This window comes from Lentzea sp. NPDC058436 (genome assembly GCF_042721515.1).
Lineage (GTDB): Bacteria > Actinomycetota > Actinomycetes > Mycobacteriales > Pseudonocardiaceae > Lentzea.
The window spans coordinates 929050-944859 of record NZ_JBHXLF010000002.1 but is presented as its reverse complement, the minus strand read 5'-3'; the positions used below and the strand labels follow the sequence as shown (position 1 = coordinate 944859).

Sequence of the window (15810 nt, the reverse complement as noted above, 5' to 3'; positions counted from 1 at the left end):
CCTCACGGGTGCTGACTGCTCACCGAGACGACCTCGCCCGTCAGGTAGGACGAGTAGTCGCTGGCGAGGAACACGATCACATTCGCGACCTCCCAGGGCTCGGCGGCGCGCCCGAAAGCCTCCCGGGACGCCAGTTCCGTCAGCAACTCCTCACTGGTGACCTTGGTCAAGAACGGGTGCGCCGCCAAGCTCGGTGCGACCGCGTTCACCCGGATGCCGTGCTCGGCGACGTCCATCGCGGCGCACCTGGTGAGCGCCATGACTCCCGCTTTCGCTGCGGCGTAATGGGCTTGACCCTTCTGAGCGCGCCAGCCGATCACACTGGAGTTGTTAACGACGACACCGCTTCGTTGGACGACCATTTGGCGTAGCGCGGCCCTGGTGCAGCGGAAGGTGCCGTTCAGCGTGACGTCGAGGACTCTCGCCCACTCGTCGTCGGCCATGTCCAGGACGGACTTCTCGCCGCCGAGGCCGGCGTTGTTGACCATCACGTCGATGCGGCCGTAGCGCGCGACCGTCTCGTCGACCAGGTTCCGCACCTGCTGCTCGTCGGTGACGTCGCACGGAACGGCGTGCGCGGTGCCGAGTGCCTCGTGCGTCTCCTTGAGGCGGCGCTCGTGCCAGTCGCTGATGACCACGGTGGCGCCCTCTTCGAGGCACCTCTTCGCGGTCGCGCTGCCGATGCCGGTGCCCGCCGCGGCCGTGACCACGACGATCTTGTCCCTGAGCAGGTCGTGGCCGGTCATCGCGGCAGCCCCAGGATCCGGTGGGCGATGATCTCGCGCTGGATCTCGTCCGAGCCGCCGTAGATCGTCTCCGCGCGGCTGAACAGGAACGTGCTCTGCCACTCGTTGCCGTCGATCATCGACTCGGGGCCGAGCGAGTCCATCGCGAGCTCGCCGAGCCTGCGGTGCCAGCTCCCCCAGAACAGCTTCAGCACGGACGCCTCCGGACCGGGCTCGTCGTTCAGCGTTCTCATGGTGTGCGAGCGCATGACGTGCAGTTCGAGCCACGCCCTGGTGAGGCGCTCGTCGTCCGGCTTGGTGGCCATGATCGCGTCGAGCTGCCGCCGGAAGCCGACCTGGTGACCGAGCATGGCGGTGCCGCGTTCGAAGCCGAGGGTGGCCATGGCGATCTTCCAGCCCTCGCCGGGCTCGCCCACGACGTTCTCGCGCGCCGTCACCGCTCCGTCGAAGAAGACCTCGTTGAACTCGGACGTGCCGGTGAGCTGGCGGATCGGCCGCACCTCGACGCCCGGCTGGTCCATCGGCACGAGCAGGTACGACAGGCCCTTGTGCCGCTGCGAGCCCGGTTCGGTGCGGCACAGCACGAAGATCCAGTCGGAGTAGTGCGCGTTCGACGTCCAGATCTTCTGGCCGTTGATCACCCACTGATCGCCGTCGAGAGCGGCCTTCGTCTGCACGGACGCGAGGTCCGAGCCCGCGCCCGGTTCGGAGTAGCCCTGGCACCACAGCTCGTCGAGCGTGCGGATCTTCGGCAGGAAGCGCTCCTTCTGCTCCGGTGTGCCGAACGCGACGAGCGTCGGGCCGAGCAGGCCCTCGCCGACGATGTCGACCTTCGCCGGTGCGTCGGCCTCCGCGTACTCCTCGTGGAAGATCACCTGTTCTTCCACACTGCGCTCGCCGGGCCAGCCGAGGCACGTCCACCCGCTCCTCGCGAGATGCCGGTGCCACCGCAGCCGCCCCTCGAACGCCTCGTGCTCGCGGCCGGGTCCACCCAGGCCGCGCAGCTCAGCGAACTCACCGACGAGGTTGGCGGACAACCATTCCCGCACCTCGCGCCGGAAGGACTCCATGCGCCATACTCTAACCTACCAAGCACTTGCTTTGGAGGGCGTTGTGGCCGTAGATCCAAGCAGGCAAACGGTTTCAGCCGTGCTCGACCGCGCCGCTGCTTCGTACATCGACGCGGAGGCGTTGGTGGACGGGGAGGTTCGCCTCACGTGGCTCGGGCTGCGTTCGGCGGTGCTCGACGCGGCCCGCGCGCTCGTGGGGATGGGCGTGCGGCCGGGAGATCGGGTCGCGTTGTGCGCGCCCAACTCGGCCCAGTGGGTCGTCGCGGCGCTCGGGGCGTTACGCGCGGGTGCGGCGCTGGTGCCGATCAACACGCGGTTCACCGCCACGGAGACCTTGGACGTGCTCCACCGCAGTGCCGCGCGGGTGCTGGTCGTGGAGGGCGAGTTCCTCGGACGCGACCGGGAGGCGGAACTCCGTTCCCTGTCCGCGGAGCTGCCCTCCGTGGTGCGGTTACCGGCTTCGTGGGTGGCGGTCGACGTTGATCTGCCGGCGCTCTCCGAGGACGCGTTGTGCGACGTCATGTTCACGTCCGGCACGACCGGGCGCAGCAAGGGGGCGATGAGCGCGCATCGGCAGTCGCTCGGAGTGGCCGAGGCCTGGGCTTCCTGTGGTGAGCTGACGGCCGCCGACCGCTACCTGATCGTCAACCCCTTCTTCCACACCTTCGGCTACAAGGCGGGGATCCTGGCCTGCCTGCTCAGCGGTGCGACGATCGTGCCGCAGCCGGTGTTCGACGTCGTGGAGACGATGCGGCTGGTCGAACGCGAGCGGATCACCGTGCTGCCGGGGCCGCCGACGATCTTCCAGACGTTGCTCGACCACCCCGAGCGCGGCTCGTTCGACCTGTCGAGCCTGCGGCTGGCGGTCACGGGTGCCGCGGTCGTGCCGGTGGCGTTGATCGAGCGGATGCGGTCGGAGCTGTCCCTGACCGTGCTCACCGCCTACGGGCTGACCGAGGCGGTCGTCGCCACGATGTGCCGGCCCGGCGACTCCCCTGAGACGGTCGCGCACACCTGCGGAGCGCCGATGGCCGGGTTCGAGCTGCGGCTGGGGACGCAGGACGAGGTGTTGTTGCGCGGCCCCAACGTGATGCTCGGGTACCTCGACGATCCCGAGGCCACCGCTGCCGCCGTGGACGCCGGCGGCTGGTTGCACACGGGTGATGTCGGACGGATCGACTCCCGCGGGTACCTGTCGATCACGGACCGGCTCAAGGACATGTACATCTGCGGCGGGTTCAACGTGTACCCGGCCGAGATCGAGCAGGCGCTGGCCCGGTTGCCCGGCGTCGCGGAGTCCGCTGTCGTCGGGATGGCGGACGCGCGGCTCGGCGAGGTGGGGCTCGCGTTCGTCGTGACGGCGCCGGGTTCCTCGCTCAGCGAGTCCGACGTGATCGGGTTCTGCCGCGAGCGGCTGGCGAACTACAAGGTGCCGCGCGCGGTCGAGTTCGTCCCGGCGCTGCCCCGCAACGCGATGGGCAAGGTCCTCAAAACCCAACTGCGCAAGGAGAACGCGTGACAGTCTCGTATGAGCGGCGGGACGCGGTCGCCGTCGTGACCATGAACCGACCGGAGTACCGCAACGCGCAGAACTCGGCGATGACCTACGCGTTGGACGAGGCCTTCACCCGCGCGGTCGACGACGACGAGGTCAAGGTGATCGTCCTGGCGGGCGCCGGCGACCACTTCTCCGCGGGCCACGACATCGGCTCACCGGGCCGCGACGTCGACACGTCGTTCGAGCGCAAGGCCGTGATGTGGTGGGACCACGTCGGTCGCGAGGGCGGTGACCTCCGGTTCGCCCGCGAGATGGAGGTCTACCTCGGCATGTGCCGGCGGTGGCGGGAGATCCCGAAGCCGACGATCGCGATGGTGCAGGGCGCGTGCGTGGCCGGTGGCCTGATGCTCGCCTGGATCTGCGACCTGATCGTCGCCTCCGACGACGCGTTCTTCGCCGATCCCGTGGTGCGCATGGGAATTCCGGGGGTCGAGTACTTCGCGCACCCGTGGGTGCTCGGGCCGCGCGCCGCCAAGGAGGTGCTGTTCACCGGCGACCGGTTCTCGGCCCAGCGCGCCTACGAGTGGGGCATGGTGTCGCGCGTCGTACCGCGTTCCTCGTTGGAGGAGTCCGTTTTCGAGCTGGCAGGGCGGATCTCGGCGATGCCGCGGTTCGGGCTCGCGCTGGCCAAGAAGGCGGTCAACCAGTCCGAGGACCTGATGGGCCTGCGCGCCGGGATGGACTCGGTGTTCGGGCTGCACCACTTCGCGCACGCGCACAACGCCGAGGTGAGCTCCGACGCGCTGGCCGGGATGGACGCCCGTGCGATGAAGAAGGCCTCCAGCTGATGGACCTGGATCTGGACGCTTCGACCCTGTCGTTCCAGGCCGAGGTGCGCGCCTGGCTGGCCGAGCACGTTCGTCCTCTGTCCTCGATGGACACCGCCGCGGGCTTCGAGGAACACCGCGCGTGGGAACGCTCGCTGGCCGCTTCACGCCTGTCGGTGGTGTCGTGGCCTGCTGCCTTCGGTGGCCGGGACGCGTCGTTGCTGCAGTGGCTGGTGTTCGAGGAGGAATACCACGCCTCCGGCGCGCCGGGCCGCGTCTCGCAGAACGGCATCTTCCTGCTGGCACCGACGTTGTTCGCGCACGGCACCGACGAGCAACGAGCCCGGATCCTGCCGTCGATGGCCCGCGCCGACGAGGTGTGGGCGCAGGCCTGGTCCGAGCCGGAAGCGGGGTCGGACCTGGCGTCGTTGCGCAGCACGGCCACCCGCTGCGACGGCGGCTGGCTGCTGCGGGGCCAGAAGACCTGGAGCTCGCGCGCGGCGTTCGCCGACAGGGCGTTCGGCCTGTTCCGCACCGGCCCCGGCGAACGCCACCGCGGCCTGACCTACCTGCTCTTCGACCTGCGTTCGGAAGGTGTCACGGTCCGCCCGATCAACCAACTCGACGGCGAACCGGGCTTCGCCGAGATCTTTCTGGACGACCTGTTCGTGCCGGACCAGGACGTGATCGGCGAGGTCGGCGACGGCTGGCGCGTGGCGATGAGCACCGCCGGCAACGAACGCGGCCTCACCCTGCGTTCGCCGGGCCGTTTCACCGCCGCGGCCGCGCGTCTGGTCGAGCTGTACCGCAAGAACCCGGACCCGGCGTTGCGCGACCGGGTCGTCGACGCGTGGATCGGCGCGCAGGCCTACCGCCTCCACACGTTCGGGGCTTTGTCCGCGCCGTTGTCCGGACCTGCCGCCAGCGTGACGAAGGTGTTCTGGTCGGAGCTGGACGTGGCTCTGCACGAGACGGCGCTGGACCTGCTGGGCGAGGTGGCGCCGGGGTGGCGGGACGGGTGGTCGTTCTCGCTGTCGGGGCCGATCTACGCCGGAACAAACGAGATCCAGCGCAACGTGATCGCCGAACGACTCCTGGGGCTGCCGCGATGATGTTCACGCTGTCGTCGGAGCAGACGGACCTCGCTGCCGTGGTGCACGACTTCCTGGGGGCGGGGAGGACCGATCTGGCCTCGCTCGGGGTGGACGAGGTCACGGACCCGGTCGACCTGGTGGTGGTGTTCGAGGAGGTGGGGCACCACGCGCTGGCGGGGCCGCTGATGGAGACGCTGGCGGTGGTGCCGGCGCTGGTAGGAGGGATCGGGGGCGAGGCCAGCGCCGTTGGCAGCTCTGGCACCTGTTCCGTGGCGTTCCCTCCCCTGATCCCCCACGCCGCCGAAGCCGACCGCTACCTCCTCGTCGAGGGCGACACCCTCCGCGAGGCCACCCCCACCACCGAACTCCAGTCCGTCGACCCCACCCGTCGCCTCGTCGAGCTCTCCCCCGGCCCGGTGATCGCCACCGACGTGCCCGCCGCACGCGCGTTCGACCTCGGCGTCCTCACCTGCTCGGCCCAACTCCTGGGCCTGGGCCGCGCGATGCTGGAGATGACCACCGAGTACGCCAAGGCGCGCGCCCAGTTCGGCAGGCCGATCGGCCAGTTCCAGGCGGTCAAGCACCACCTCGCGAACGTCCTCATCGGACTGGAGCTCGCCCGCCCGCTGGTGTTCGGCGCGGCCGTGACCATGACGCCGCGGGACGTCTCCGCCGCCAAGGTCGCCACCTCCGACGCCGCCTGGCAGGCCGCCCGCGTCGCGTTGCAGGTGCACGGCGCCATCGGCTACACCGGCGAGCACGAGCTCGGCCGGTTCCTCCTTCAAGCCCGAGCCCTGCGCACGGCGTGGGGCAGTCCGTCGATGCACCGAGCACGCGTGCTGGAGGCGTTGTGACACCGGAACAACTGGCGCTCAGGGACGCCGTCCGCGGCCTGCTCGACAAGCACTCGGACGTCCGCGCGGCCATCGAGACCCCGCACGGCTACGACAAGGACGTGTGGGCGCGACTCACTGACATCGGCGTCCTCCCGATCCCCGAACGGTACGGCGGATCGGGCGCGACCACCACGGAAACCCACATCGCCCTCGAAGAACTCGGCCGCACCCTCACACCCTCACCGCTGCTCGCCTCGACACTGGCGGTGCAAGCGTTGCTGGCGACCGGCAACGAGGAGGCGTGCCAACGGTTGCTGCCCCGGATCGCGGAGGGCACCGTCGCCACGCTCGTCTGGCCGTGGGACGGCACTCGGATCGGTCTGGACGGCCCCGCTCGCCACGTCCTGAACGGCGACACCGCCGAGATCCTCCTCGCCACCGACGGCACCGACCTGTACGAGATCGATCCCGGCGTCGCCCGCGAGCACACCCCGACGATGGACCAGACCCGCCGCCTCGCCACCGTTCACCTCGACCAGGCGGCTCTGACGCTCGTGGGCCCGTGGAAGCCCGAGGTCCGGGACGCGGCACTGGCGGCGCTCAGCGCGGAACAGGTGGGCACCGCCGCGAGGGCGCTCGAACTCACCGTCTCGTACACGAAGACTCGCGTGCAGTTCGGCAGGCCGATCGGGTCGTTCCAGGCGCTCAAGCACCGCATGGCCGACATGCACGTCCTGGTCGAGACGGCCAGGTCGGCAGCGCAGGCGGCGACGGACGAGGTGTCCGCGGCGGTCGCCAAGGTCTACTGCTCGGAGGCGCTGTTCAAGGTCGCGGCCGAGATGGTCCAGCTGCACGGCGGTATCGCGATCACTTGGGAGCACGACGCGCACCTGTACCTGAAGCGGGCGCACGGCAGCGGGCAGTTGTTCGGCAGTCCGGCCGTGCACCTCGAACGGCTCTGCACGGTGATTTAGGTCTGGCCCAGCACGCGGCGGAACGACGGGCACTCCAGGTGAGTGGGCGCCGGGCACGCCGCCGCGTGCCGCAGGTCGTCGCGCATCAACGCCAGCTTGCGGATCGTCGCGTCCAACTCGTCGGCCTTCGCCGCGAGCATCTCGCGGTTCGGTGACGGGCGGCCGTCCGGCGAGAACATCAGGGTGATCTCGTCCAGCGAGAACCCCGCGGTGCGGCAGACCGCGATCAACGCCAGCTGTTCCAGCACGGCCAGCGAGAACACGCGGGTCAGGCCCTGCCGCCGCACGGACGCGATCAGGCCGCGCTCCTCGTAGTAGCGCAGAGTGGAGGCCGGCACGCCCGAACGGCGGACCACCTCGCCGATGCCGATCTCAACGGTGTCCACGACACTTGACCTCAAGCCGACTTGAAGTAGGACGGTAGGAGCATGACATCTGAGGTGAACAGCGCGCAGGCCGCCTGGTGGAACGCCGCCGGGCAGGGGTGGGCGCAGGCGCAGGACATCGTGGGCGTGATGTTGCGGCCCTTCCAGGACGTGCTCGTGGAGGCCGCCCGGCAACGGCCGCGCACTAAAGTTCTCGACGTCGGCTGCGGTACCGGTGCCGTCACGCGGGCGATCGCCGAGGCGACCGGTGCGGCGTGTGTGGGCGTCGACATCGCCGAGTCGATGCTCGCGGCGGCGCGGGAGCACGGCAAGGCCGAGTTCGTGCGGGCGGACGCGCAGGTGCACTCGTTCGGCAGGAGCTTCGACCTGGTCGTGAGCCGGTTCGGGGTCATGTTCTTCGACGACCCCGCTGCCGCCTTCGGCAACCTGCTCAGGAGCACCACCGCGGGCGGTGAGCTGTGCTTCGTCACGTGGCGGGACAGGGCCGAGAACCCGTTCATGACCACCGCGTCCGAGGTCGCCGCGAGGCTGGCTCCCGACGCGCCGGCGCCCGATCCGAACGGGCCGGGGCCGCACTCGCTCGCGGACCCCGACCAGACCCGGGACCTGCTGAGCCGCACCGGGTGGGAGAACATCGGCATCGAACGCGTCGACCGGACCTGCACCATCCCCGAGTCCCTGCTGCTCCCGTACCTGAGCAACCTCGGCCCGATCTCCCGCGCGCTCCGCGAGGCGCCCGAGGAGGACCGCGGCCGGATGCTGACCGAGGTGCGGGGTGCGTTCGACGGTTTCGTGCACGGTGACGAGGTGCGGGTGCCCGCCGCCTGCTGGCAGGTCACCGCGTCAGCTCCACTCTGACTGGCGCTGCCAGGTCAGCAGGTTGTCGAGCACCTCGCCGGACCAGCCGCGCGTGTCCAGCTCGGCGTGCGAGGCGTAGCGGCCGCGGTAGAACAGCAGCGGCTGCGTCTCGCGCACCGGGCCCAACTCGACCACGGCGCCGACGACCATGTGGTGGTCGCCGGCGTCGTGCACGACCGACACCTCGCAGTCGATCCAGGTCAGGGCGCCGTCGAGCACCGGGGCACCGGTGGCCGACGGCGTCCACGAGATGCCCGAGAACTTGTCCGCGCCCGCCTTGCCGAACACCGTCGAGATCTCACGCTGGTCCTCCGCCAGCACGTTCACGCAGAACGAGCCGGAGGACGCCATCGCCGCCCAGCTGCGCGAAGTCCGTTGTGGACAGAAGACGACCAGCGGCGGGTCCAGCGACAGTGCCGCGAACGACTGACAGGCGAACCCGACCGGACCGTCGGCGGACATGCCGGTCACCACGGTCACCCCGGTGCAGAAGTGCCCGAGAACGGAACGGTAGCGGGCCCCTACTTCTGGTGGCCAACGCTGAAGTCGTGTCCCCACAGGCTCACCGCCGTGCTCTCGCGTGCGATCCAGTCCTCATCGTCGACCTGCCGTCCCTCGCAACCGAACTCGACGTCGAACCCGCCGGGCGTCTTCATGTAGAACGACAACATCAGGTCGTTGACGTGTCGGCCGAGCGTCGCCGACATCGGCACCTTGCGGCGCAGAGCGCGGTCCAGCGTCAGGCCCACGTCGTCGGTGTTCTCGACCTCGACCATCAGGTGCACGATCCCGCTGGGCGTCGGCATGGGCAGGAACGCGAGGCTGTGGTGGCGCGGGTTGCAGCCGAAGAACCGCAGCCACGCGGGTGGTCCGTCGGCGGGGCGGCCGACGAACTGCGGTGGCAGGCGCATCGAGTCGCGCAACCGGAACCCCAGCACGTCGCGGTAGAAGTGCAGTGCGGCCTCGTCGTCCGAAGTGGACAGGACGACGTGCCCGAGCCCCTGCTCCTCCGTCACGAACCGGTGCCCGTACGGCGAGACGACCCTCCGGTGTTCCAAAGCCGCGCCGTGGAACACCTCCAACGTGTTCCCGGACGGGTCCTCGAAGCGGATCAACCCGTTGACGCGTCGTTCCGCCAGGTCCTCGGCCGAACCCTCGACGTACGAGACACCAGCGGAGGCCAGGCGTTTCGCGACCTCCTCCAGTTCGGCCTCGGTGGCGGCCTCCCAGCCGGAGGCCTGCAGCTGGTCCTTCTCCCCCGGCACGATCACCAGTCGTGCCGGGAAGTCGTCCATCCGCAGGTACAACGCGCCGGGAGTCGAGCCCTTGCCCTCGACCATGCCGAGGACCTTGAGCCCGTACTCGCGCCACCGGTCCATGTCGGTGGCCTCGATCCGGAGATAACCCAGCGACCGGATGCCCATCACGCCTCCGTCAGGAAATCGAGGGCGAGCCTGTTGAACTCGTCGAACTTCTCGAGCTGCGCCCAGTGCCCGCATCCGCCGAACACGTGCAGTTGCGCGCGCGGGATCAGCTTCGTCGCCACCAACGCGCCGTCGAGCGGGTTGACCCTGTCCTCGCGGCCCCACACCAGCAGAACCCGTTGGCGCAGCTTGTAGGCCTCGCGCCAGAGCATGCCCTGCTCGAAGTCGGGACCGGAGAACGACTTCCCCAGCGCCGCCATGGATCGCAACGACTCCGGCTGACGGGCCGCCTCGAACCGTTCGTCGATCAGCTCCTCGGTGATCAGCGACTGGTCGAACACCATGATCCGCAGGAACTCCTCGATCTTCTCCCGCGTGGGCGTGCGGGCGAACGCGCTGAGCTTGCGCACGCCCTCGGTGGGGTCGGGCGAGAAGACGTTGAGCGACAACCCTCCTGGCCCCATCAGCACCAGCCGCCCTGCGCGCTTTCCGTGGTCCAGCGCGAACCGGACCGCGGTGCCGCCGCCCAGGGAGTTGCCCAGGATGTGCGCCTGCTCCACACCCAACTCGTCGAGCAGGTCCTTCAACGCCCTGGAGGCGAAGGAGAAGTACTGGTCGTGCTCGGCCGGCTTGTCCGACTGGCCGTAGCCCGGCATGTCGACGGCCAGCACCCGGAACGACTTCGCGAACACCGGGACGTTCGCGCGGAAGTTCGACAGGGCCGACGCACCGGGTCCGCCACCGTGCAGCATGACCAGCGTCTCGGCGTTGTCCGCGCCGGCCTCGTGGTAGTGCAGTCGCACGCTCATCAACGCTCCCTCAGAACAAGCCGTCGCGGACCTGGATGCCGAGCTCGTTCTTGCCGTACAGCACGAGCACGCGCTCCGGGTCGTTGCCCGCGTGCACCCGTGCGGCGTGCGCGTCGCGCCAGAAGCGGGGCAACGGCAGACCGGCGTTGATCGCCTTGCCGCCCGCGCTCTCGAAGAGCAGGTCGATCGCGGCGAGCGCCCGCCCGCTGCCGAGCACCTGATCCCGCCGGGCCCGCAGGCGCAGGTCGATCGGGATCTTCGTCTCGGCGACGGCGTGCGCCCACTCCTCGTTGATGTCCTTCTCCAGCGTCCACCACGCCACGTCGATGTCGGCCGCCGCGGTCGCGATCCTGACCTGTGCGAACGGGTCGTCGACCGACTTCTCCCCCAGGTACGCCGCCCGGACGCGTTCGCGGGTCGCGTCGACGTGCAGCGCGTACGCCCCGGTCGCCATGCCGATGATCGGCGCCGTCACCGCGTACGGGTGGATCGTCCCGTACGGCATGCGGAACAACGGTCCGGGGTTGACCTCCTGGCCGGGGCACTTGCACCGCGCCGTGTTCGACATGCTCAGCGCCCGGTACTCCGGCACGAACACGTCGTCCACCACGATGTCGTTGCTGCCGGTGCCGCGCAGGCCGACCGTGTCCCAGACGTCGTTGATCGTGTAGTCGGAGATCGGCAGCAGGAACGTGCGGAAGTCGACCGGCTTGCCCTCGTCGTTCATCACGAGGCCGCCGAGCAGCACCCACGTCGCGTGGTCGCAACCGGACGAGAAGCTCCACTTGCCGCTGAACCGGAACCCGCCCTCGACCGCCGTCGCGCGACCCGTTGGCGCGTAGGAGGACGAGATCCGGGTGTCCTGATCCTCGCCGAACACCTCGTCCTGCGCCTTAACGTCGAACAGCCCGACGTGCCACGGGTGCACGCCCAGCACCGAGGCGACCCAGCCCGTGGACCCGCAGGCGCTGCCGATCAACCGGACCGCAGCGTAGAAGTCGAGCGGGTGCGACTCGAAACCGCCGTACCGCGCCGGTTGCAGCATCCGGAAGAACCCGGTCTCCTGCAACGCCTTCACCGACTCCGGCGGCACCCTGCGCAGTTCCTCCGCCTCGGCCGCTCGTTCGGCGAGCGCCGGCAGCAGTTCCCGCACCTTGCCGAGGATTTCCTCGCTCATCGGACTTCCTCCCTGCTCAGCTCCAGTGCGATGTCGATCAGCTGGTCCTCTTGCCCGCCGACGAGCTTGCGCTCCCCCGCGCGGACGAGGATCTGCGCGCCGGACACGCCGTAGCGCTCGGCCTGCGTGTACGCGTGTTTGAGGAAGCTGGAGTAGACGCCCGCGTACCCCATCATCAGCGCCATCCGGTCGAGCAGGCACTCGTCGGGCATGACAGGCCGGACGACGTCCTCGGCCGCGTCCACGATCTTGAAGAAGTCGACGCCGGTCTCGAAGCCGAGCTTGTCGCAGACGCCGACGAACGCTTCGAGCGGCGTGTTCCCCGCTCCCGCACCGAATCCGCGCACGCTGCCGTCGATCTGCTTCGCGCCGGCCCGTGCCGCGGCGACGGAGTTCGCGACGCTCAGGCCGAGGTTCTCGTGCCCGTGGAAGCCGACCTGGGCGTCCGATCCGAGCTCCGCGACCAGCGCCTCGACGCGTTCGGAAACCTGTTCCAGCACAAGGGCTCCGGCCGAGTCGACGACGTAGACGCACTGGCACCCGGCGTCGGCCATGATCCGGGCCTGCTTCGCCAGCGCCTCAGGCGGCTGCGAGTGCGCCATCATCAGGAACCCGACGGTCTCCAGGCCGCGTTCGCGAGCCAATGCGAAGTGCTGCACGGACACGTCGGCCTCGGTGCAGTGCGTGGCGATCCGCACGATCGAAGCGCCGTTGTCCTGGGAAACGAGAATGTCGTCCTTCACCCCGACGCCCGGCAGCATCAGCACGGCGATCTTGGCCTGCGTCGCCGTCTCGACCGCGACCTTGATCAGCTCCTGCTCCGGCGTGTGGCTGAAGCCGTAGTTGAACGACGACCCGCCCAGCCCGTCGCCGTGCGTCACCTCGATCACCGGCACCCCGGCGCCGTCCAGCGCCGCCACGATCGAACGAACGTCGTCGGCCGTGAACTGGTGGCGCTTGTGGTGCGAGCCGTCACGCAGTGACGTGTCGGTCAACCGCAGTGTTGGATTCTTTTGGTGCACGGGCGATCTCCTCCCCCACCTTGGTCGCGGCGGCCGTCATGATGTCGAGGTTCCCGGCGTACTCCGGCAGGAAGTCGCCCGCTCCCGCGACCTCCACGAAGATCGCGACGCGACCGGCGTCGTACTGCGGTTCGCGCAACAACCGGAAACCCGGCACGTACGAACGGATGTCGGTCTCCATCCTGGCGATCGAGTCGGTGATCGGGTCGGGATCGGTGTCCTCGGGGATCGCGCAGAAGATCGTGTCGCGCATGATCATCGGCGGGTCCGCCGGGTTCAGCACGATGATCGCCTTGCCCCTCGCGGCACCCCCGATCGCCTCGATGCCACGGCTGGTCGTGCGGGTGAACTCGTCGATGTTGGCGCGTGTGCCAGGACCGGCCGACACCGAGGCGACGCTCGCGACGATCTCCGCGTACGACACCGGCACCACCCGTGAAACGGCGTGCACCATGGGAATCGTGGCCTGGCCGCCGCACGTGATCAGGTTGATGTTGGGCGCGTCAGCGTGTTCACCGAGGTTCACCGGCGGCACGACATACGGGCCGACCGCGGCCGGTGTCAGGTCGATCGCCCGGACGCCCGCCTCGGCGTAGCGCGGGGCGTTGGCCCTGTGCACCGCCGCGGACGTCGCCTCGAAGACGATGTCCGGCAGTTCGTCCTGGCGCAGCAACCACTCCGCGCCGTCGACCGAGACCTCCAGGCCCAGCGACGCCGCGCGCTTGAGTCCCTCGCTGGCCGGGTCGATGCCCACCATCCAGCGCGGTTCGAGCGCCTGCGAGCGCAGGAGCTTGTAGAGCAGGTCGGTGCCGATGTTGCCGGAGCCGACGATGGCCGCCTTCACCCAGTCACCCCTATTCGAACTTCAGGTCAACGGAGCCGAGTCCGGCGAACTCGGCGTGGAACTCGTCACCAGGCCTCGCGTCGATGGCGCGCGTGCACGAACCGGGCAGCACGATGTCGCCCGCCAGCAGCCGGACGCCGAAGCTCGCGACCTTGGACGCCAGCCACGCCACGGCGATCGCCGGATCGCCCAGCACGGCGTCACCACGGCCCTCGGCGACCACTTCGCCGTTGCGCCGCAGGGTGGCCGCGACCGCACCGATGTCCAGTTCGGACGGACGCACGCGTTCGGAGCCCAGCATGAACCCGGCCGACGACGCGTTGTCCGCGATGGTGTCCTGCAGGCCGATCCGCCAGTTCTCGATCCGGCTGTCGATCAGCTCGATGGCCGGCGCGACGAACTCGGTCGCCTCCAGCACGTCCTCGACCGTGCACCCCTCACCGGGCAGGTCGCGGGCCAGCAGGAACGCGATCTCGACCTCGACCCTCGGGTACAGGTACGCCGACGCGTCCGCGGTTCCGGACAGCTGCATGTCGTCGAGCAGGTGGCCGTAGTCGGGTTCGTCGACGCCCATCATCTGCTGCATCGCCAGCGACGACAGGCCGACCTTGTGGCCGATGACGTCACGGTTGCGGTGCCGGATGTTGAGCAGCTGGATCTCGTACGCGTCGACCACGTCGATCTCGGGATACAGCTCCACCAGCGGTTTGATCGGCACGCGGTCGTGTTCCGCTGTGCGCAGCAGCGCGGCGGCCGCTTCCCTGTTCTGCGTCGTCAGCACCTGGCCTCCTTCACGACGTGGGCTCCGGCGCGACGGCCCGAGAAGACGCAGTCGGCGAGCGCGAGTCCGCTGACGTAGGACTCCGAGCACACGCCGACCGCCGACCGGCCCGCCGCGTACAGACCCGGAACCCCCTGCACCTGGCCGGTGTCCTCGTCCACGACGAGGCCGCCGAGCGTGAGCATCGGGCACGGGTAGCCGAACCCCGCGCGCACCGACACGTTGATCAACGAATAGGGCGGCGTCCCGAACGCCTCGGGCACACCGATTCCGGCCTTCTGAGCCACTTCCTCGATCGTCTGCGCGGTGACGAGGCCGCGTCCGAGCAGGTAGCGGACCTGCCAGCGCTGGAACGGCGCGGTCTGGGTGCGGACCTGGGCTCGCGCGACCTGGAGGATCTCGTCGTCGACCAGCAGCCAGGCCTTGCCTCCGCGCGCGACGATCTCGCTCCCGTTGGCCGCGCCGTACAGGGTGGCGTCACCGAACCGCTGCCCGGCCGAGTCGACCAGGACTCCGCGCTGCAACGCGCTGGGGGGCGTGACGAACCGCCACACGGAGATCTTGTCCATCCGCGCGGTCTTCCCACCCGCGGCGACGCCGAGCCGGATCCCGCCACCGTCGTCACCGGGCGTGCCGAGCGCGAGTCCGCCGCGGTGGGCCGGAGCGTGTTCGTGCACCAACGCCCGATCGGCGATGAAGCCGCCGGCCGCGATGACCACGCCCTGCCCGGCGGTGATCACCAGCGGCCGGCTGAACCGTTCGAGCTGTGCGGCCAGCCCGAACAGCCTCCTGCCCAGCGGCGGGTAGTACAGCCACGGCTTGGCGCCCACCTTGGACAACGCACTGTGCAGCGCGCGGGGAAGACCGGTGAGGGTCCGGCACCGCACGCCCGTCACCCGCCCGTTCTCCTGGACCAGCTCCACGGCGCGGGTCTGCGGCATGATCCGCACGCCCGCGCGCCGGGTCGCCTCGGCCAGGCGGGTGAAGAACTCCCTGCCGGACGTGCCCTTCGCCCTGGTCCGGTGCCCGCGCGGCGCAGGGTCTGGCCACGCGTCCTCGCTGCCGGACAGGTAGAGGTAGTAGTCGTCGGTCGGGTAGGAGGTCTTGAACGGCGACACCCGCGCGTCGAACGGGACGCCCTGGTCCTCCAGCCAGGCCAGCATCGTCGCGCTGTCCTCGCAGAACCGCCGCAGGGTCTCCGGCGACACGGCGTCGCGGACCTCGTGCCGCAGATACGCGACCATCGCGTCCACGGAGTCGGTCACACCGGCCTCGACCTGCTGCCGCGTCCCGCCGCCCGCGTAGACGACGCCGCCGGACAACGCGGTCGCGCCGCCACCACCGAACCGGTCCAGCACCACCACCGACGCACCGGACGCCGCGGCCTCGACGGCGGCGCACGCGCCGGCCGCGCCGAAGCCGACGACGACCACGTCAGCGGTGACCTCCACGCAACCCTCCAGA

17 protein-coding genes are annotated in these 15810 nt (G+C 69.8%); 6 read left to right on the top strand and 11 right to left on the bottom strand.

Translation table 11 applies throughout. The annotated features are described in order from the left end of the window. Window positions 1–2 precede the first annotated feature (2 nt). Together ACFWN2_RS11680 and ACFWN2_RS11675 are read right to left on the bottom strand one after the other, a co-directional pair. Entirely contained in the window at window positions 3–746 is a 744-nt protein-coding gene (locus ACFWN2_RS11680) for an SDR family oxidoreductase (RefSeq protein ID WP_382426818.1), read from the bottom strand. Further along, complete coding sequence (locus ACFWN2_RS11675; protein ID WP_382426816.1) at window positions 743–1816, bottom strand: acyl-CoA dehydrogenase family protein; 1074 nt, start codon at window positions 1814–1816, stop codon at window positions 743–745. The genes ACFWN2_RS11680 and ACFWN2_RS11675 overlap by 4 nt, the downstream gene beginning before the upstream one ends. On the opposite strand from ACFWN2_RS11675, the gene ACFWN2_RS11670 reads away from it, so the two are divergent. Genes ACFWN2_RS11670 through ACFWN2_RS11650 form a run of 5 tightly spaced genes read left to right on the top strand, consistent with a single transcriptional unit; the run spans window position 1815 to window position 7045 of the window. Further along, window positions 1815–3335, top strand: coding sequence for a FadD3 family acyl-CoA ligase (locus ACFWN2_RS11670; protein ID WP_382426814.1), 1521 nt, complete (start codon window positions 1815–1817; stop codon window positions 3333–3335). The genes ACFWN2_RS11675 and ACFWN2_RS11670 overlap by 2 nt on opposite strands. Continuing rightward, window positions 3332–4162: an enoyl-CoA hydratase gene (locus ACFWN2_RS11665; protein WP_382426813.1), complete on the top strand. Its 831-nt coding sequence runs from the start codon at window positions 3332–3334 to the stop codon at window positions 4160–4162. Before ACFWN2_RS11670 ends, ACFWN2_RS11665 begins: the two co-directional genes overlap by 4 nt. Then, entirely contained in the window at window positions 4162–5253 is a 1092-nt protein-coding gene (locus ACFWN2_RS11660) for an acyl-CoA dehydrogenase family protein (protein ID WP_382426811.1), read from the top strand. The genes ACFWN2_RS11665 and ACFWN2_RS11660 overlap by 1 nt, the downstream gene beginning before the upstream one ends. Beyond that, a complete protein-coding gene (locus ACFWN2_RS11655; RefSeq protein ID WP_382426810.1) occupies window positions 5250–6089 on the top strand; it encodes an acyl-CoA dehydrogenase family protein in 840 nt (279 codons plus the stop codon). Before ACFWN2_RS11660 ends, ACFWN2_RS11655 begins: the two co-directional genes overlap by 4 nt. Next, the gene (locus ACFWN2_RS11650; protein ID WP_382426809.1) at window positions 6086–7045 is read left to right on the top strand and encodes an acyl-CoA dehydrogenase family protein; all 960 of its coding nucleotides are present in this window, start codon (window positions 6086–6088) and stop codon (window positions 7043–7045) included. The genes ACFWN2_RS11655 and ACFWN2_RS11650 overlap by 4 nt, the downstream gene beginning before the upstream one ends. Here the strand turns inward: ACFWN2_RS11650 and ACFWN2_RS11645 are convergent. Next, a complete protein-coding gene (locus ACFWN2_RS11645) occupies window positions 7042–7431 on the bottom strand; it encodes a helix-turn-helix domain-containing protein (RefSeq protein ID WP_382426808.1) in 390 nt (129 codons plus the stop codon). The genes ACFWN2_RS11650 and ACFWN2_RS11645 overlap by 4 nt on opposite strands. A gap of 42 nt (window positions 7432–7473) precedes the next feature. Between ACFWN2_RS11645 and ACFWN2_RS11640 the strand changes: the two genes are divergently transcribed. Continuing rightward, on the top strand, window positions 7474–8289 hold the full coding sequence (locus tag ACFWN2_RS11640) for a class I SAM-dependent methyltransferase (RefSeq protein ID WP_382426807.1): 816 nt from the start codon (window positions 7474–7476) through the stop codon (window positions 8287–8289). Here the strand turns inward: ACFWN2_RS11640 and hsaB are convergent. Genes hsaB through ACFWN2_RS11600 form a run of 8 tightly spaced genes read right to left on the bottom strand, consistent with a single transcriptional unit; the run spans window position 8275 to window position 15797 of the window. Further along, on the bottom strand, window positions 8275–8847 hold the full coding sequence (gene hsaB / locus ACFWN2_RS11635) for a 3-hydroxy-9,10-secoandrosta-1,3,5(10)-triene-9,17-dione monooxygenase reductase subunit (RefSeq protein WP_382426806.1): 573 nt from the start codon (window positions 8845–8847) through the stop codon (window positions 8275–8277). The two genes, ACFWN2_RS11640 and hsaB, sit on opposite strands and share 15 nt — an antisense overlap. After that, complete coding sequence (hsaC, locus tag ACFWN2_RS11630; RefSeq protein WP_382426804.1) at window positions 8811–9713, bottom strand: iron-dependent extradiol dioxygenase HsaC; 903 nt, start codon at window positions 9711–9713, stop codon at window positions 8811–8813. The genes hsaB and hsaC overlap by 37 nt, the downstream gene beginning before the upstream one ends. Further along, complete coding sequence (hsaD, locus tag ACFWN2_RS11625) at window positions 9713–10522, bottom strand: 4,5:9,10-diseco-3-hydroxy-5,9,17-trioxoandrosta-1(10),2-diene-4-oate hydrolase (RefSeq protein ID WP_382426802.1); 810 nt, start codon at window positions 10520–10522, stop codon at window positions 9713–9715. The genes hsaC and hsaD overlap by 1 nt, the downstream gene beginning before the upstream one ends. Window positions 10523–10532: 10 nt before the next feature. Further along, window positions 10533–11699: a 3-hydroxy-9,10-secoandrosta-1,3,5(10)-triene-9,17-dione monooxygenase oxygenase subunit gene (hsaA, locus tag ACFWN2_RS11620; protein ID WP_382426801.1), complete on the bottom strand. Its 1167-nt coding sequence runs from the start codon at window positions 11697–11699 to the stop codon at window positions 10533–10535. Beyond that, complete coding sequence (gene dmpG, locus ACFWN2_RS11615) at window positions 11696–12700, bottom strand: 4-hydroxy-2-oxovalerate aldolase (RefSeq protein WP_382427443.1); 1005 nt, start codon at window positions 12698–12700, stop codon at window positions 11696–11698. Before dmpG ends, hsaA begins: the two co-directional genes overlap by 4 nt. Continuing rightward, complete coding sequence (locus ACFWN2_RS11610; RefSeq protein WP_382426799.1) at window positions 12672–13565, bottom strand: acetaldehyde dehydrogenase (acetylating); 894 nt, start codon at window positions 13563–13565, stop codon at window positions 12672–12674. The genes dmpG and ACFWN2_RS11610 overlap by 29 nt, the downstream gene beginning before the upstream one ends. A gap of 10 nt (window positions 13566–13575) precedes the next feature. Then, window positions 13576–14346 (bottom strand): 2-keto-4-pentenoate hydratase, encoded by a 771-nt coding sequence (locus tag ACFWN2_RS11605; RefSeq protein ID WP_382426797.1) that lies wholly within the window; start codon window positions 14344–14346, stop codon window positions 13576–13578. Beyond that, window positions 14340–15797, bottom strand: a complete 1458-nt coding sequence (locus ACFWN2_RS11600; RefSeq protein WP_382426795.1) for an FAD-binding protein — start codon at window positions 15795–15797, stop codon at window positions 14340–14342. Before ACFWN2_RS11600 ends, ACFWN2_RS11605 begins: the two co-directional genes overlap by 7 nt. Window positions 15798–15810 lie beyond the last annotated feature (13 nt).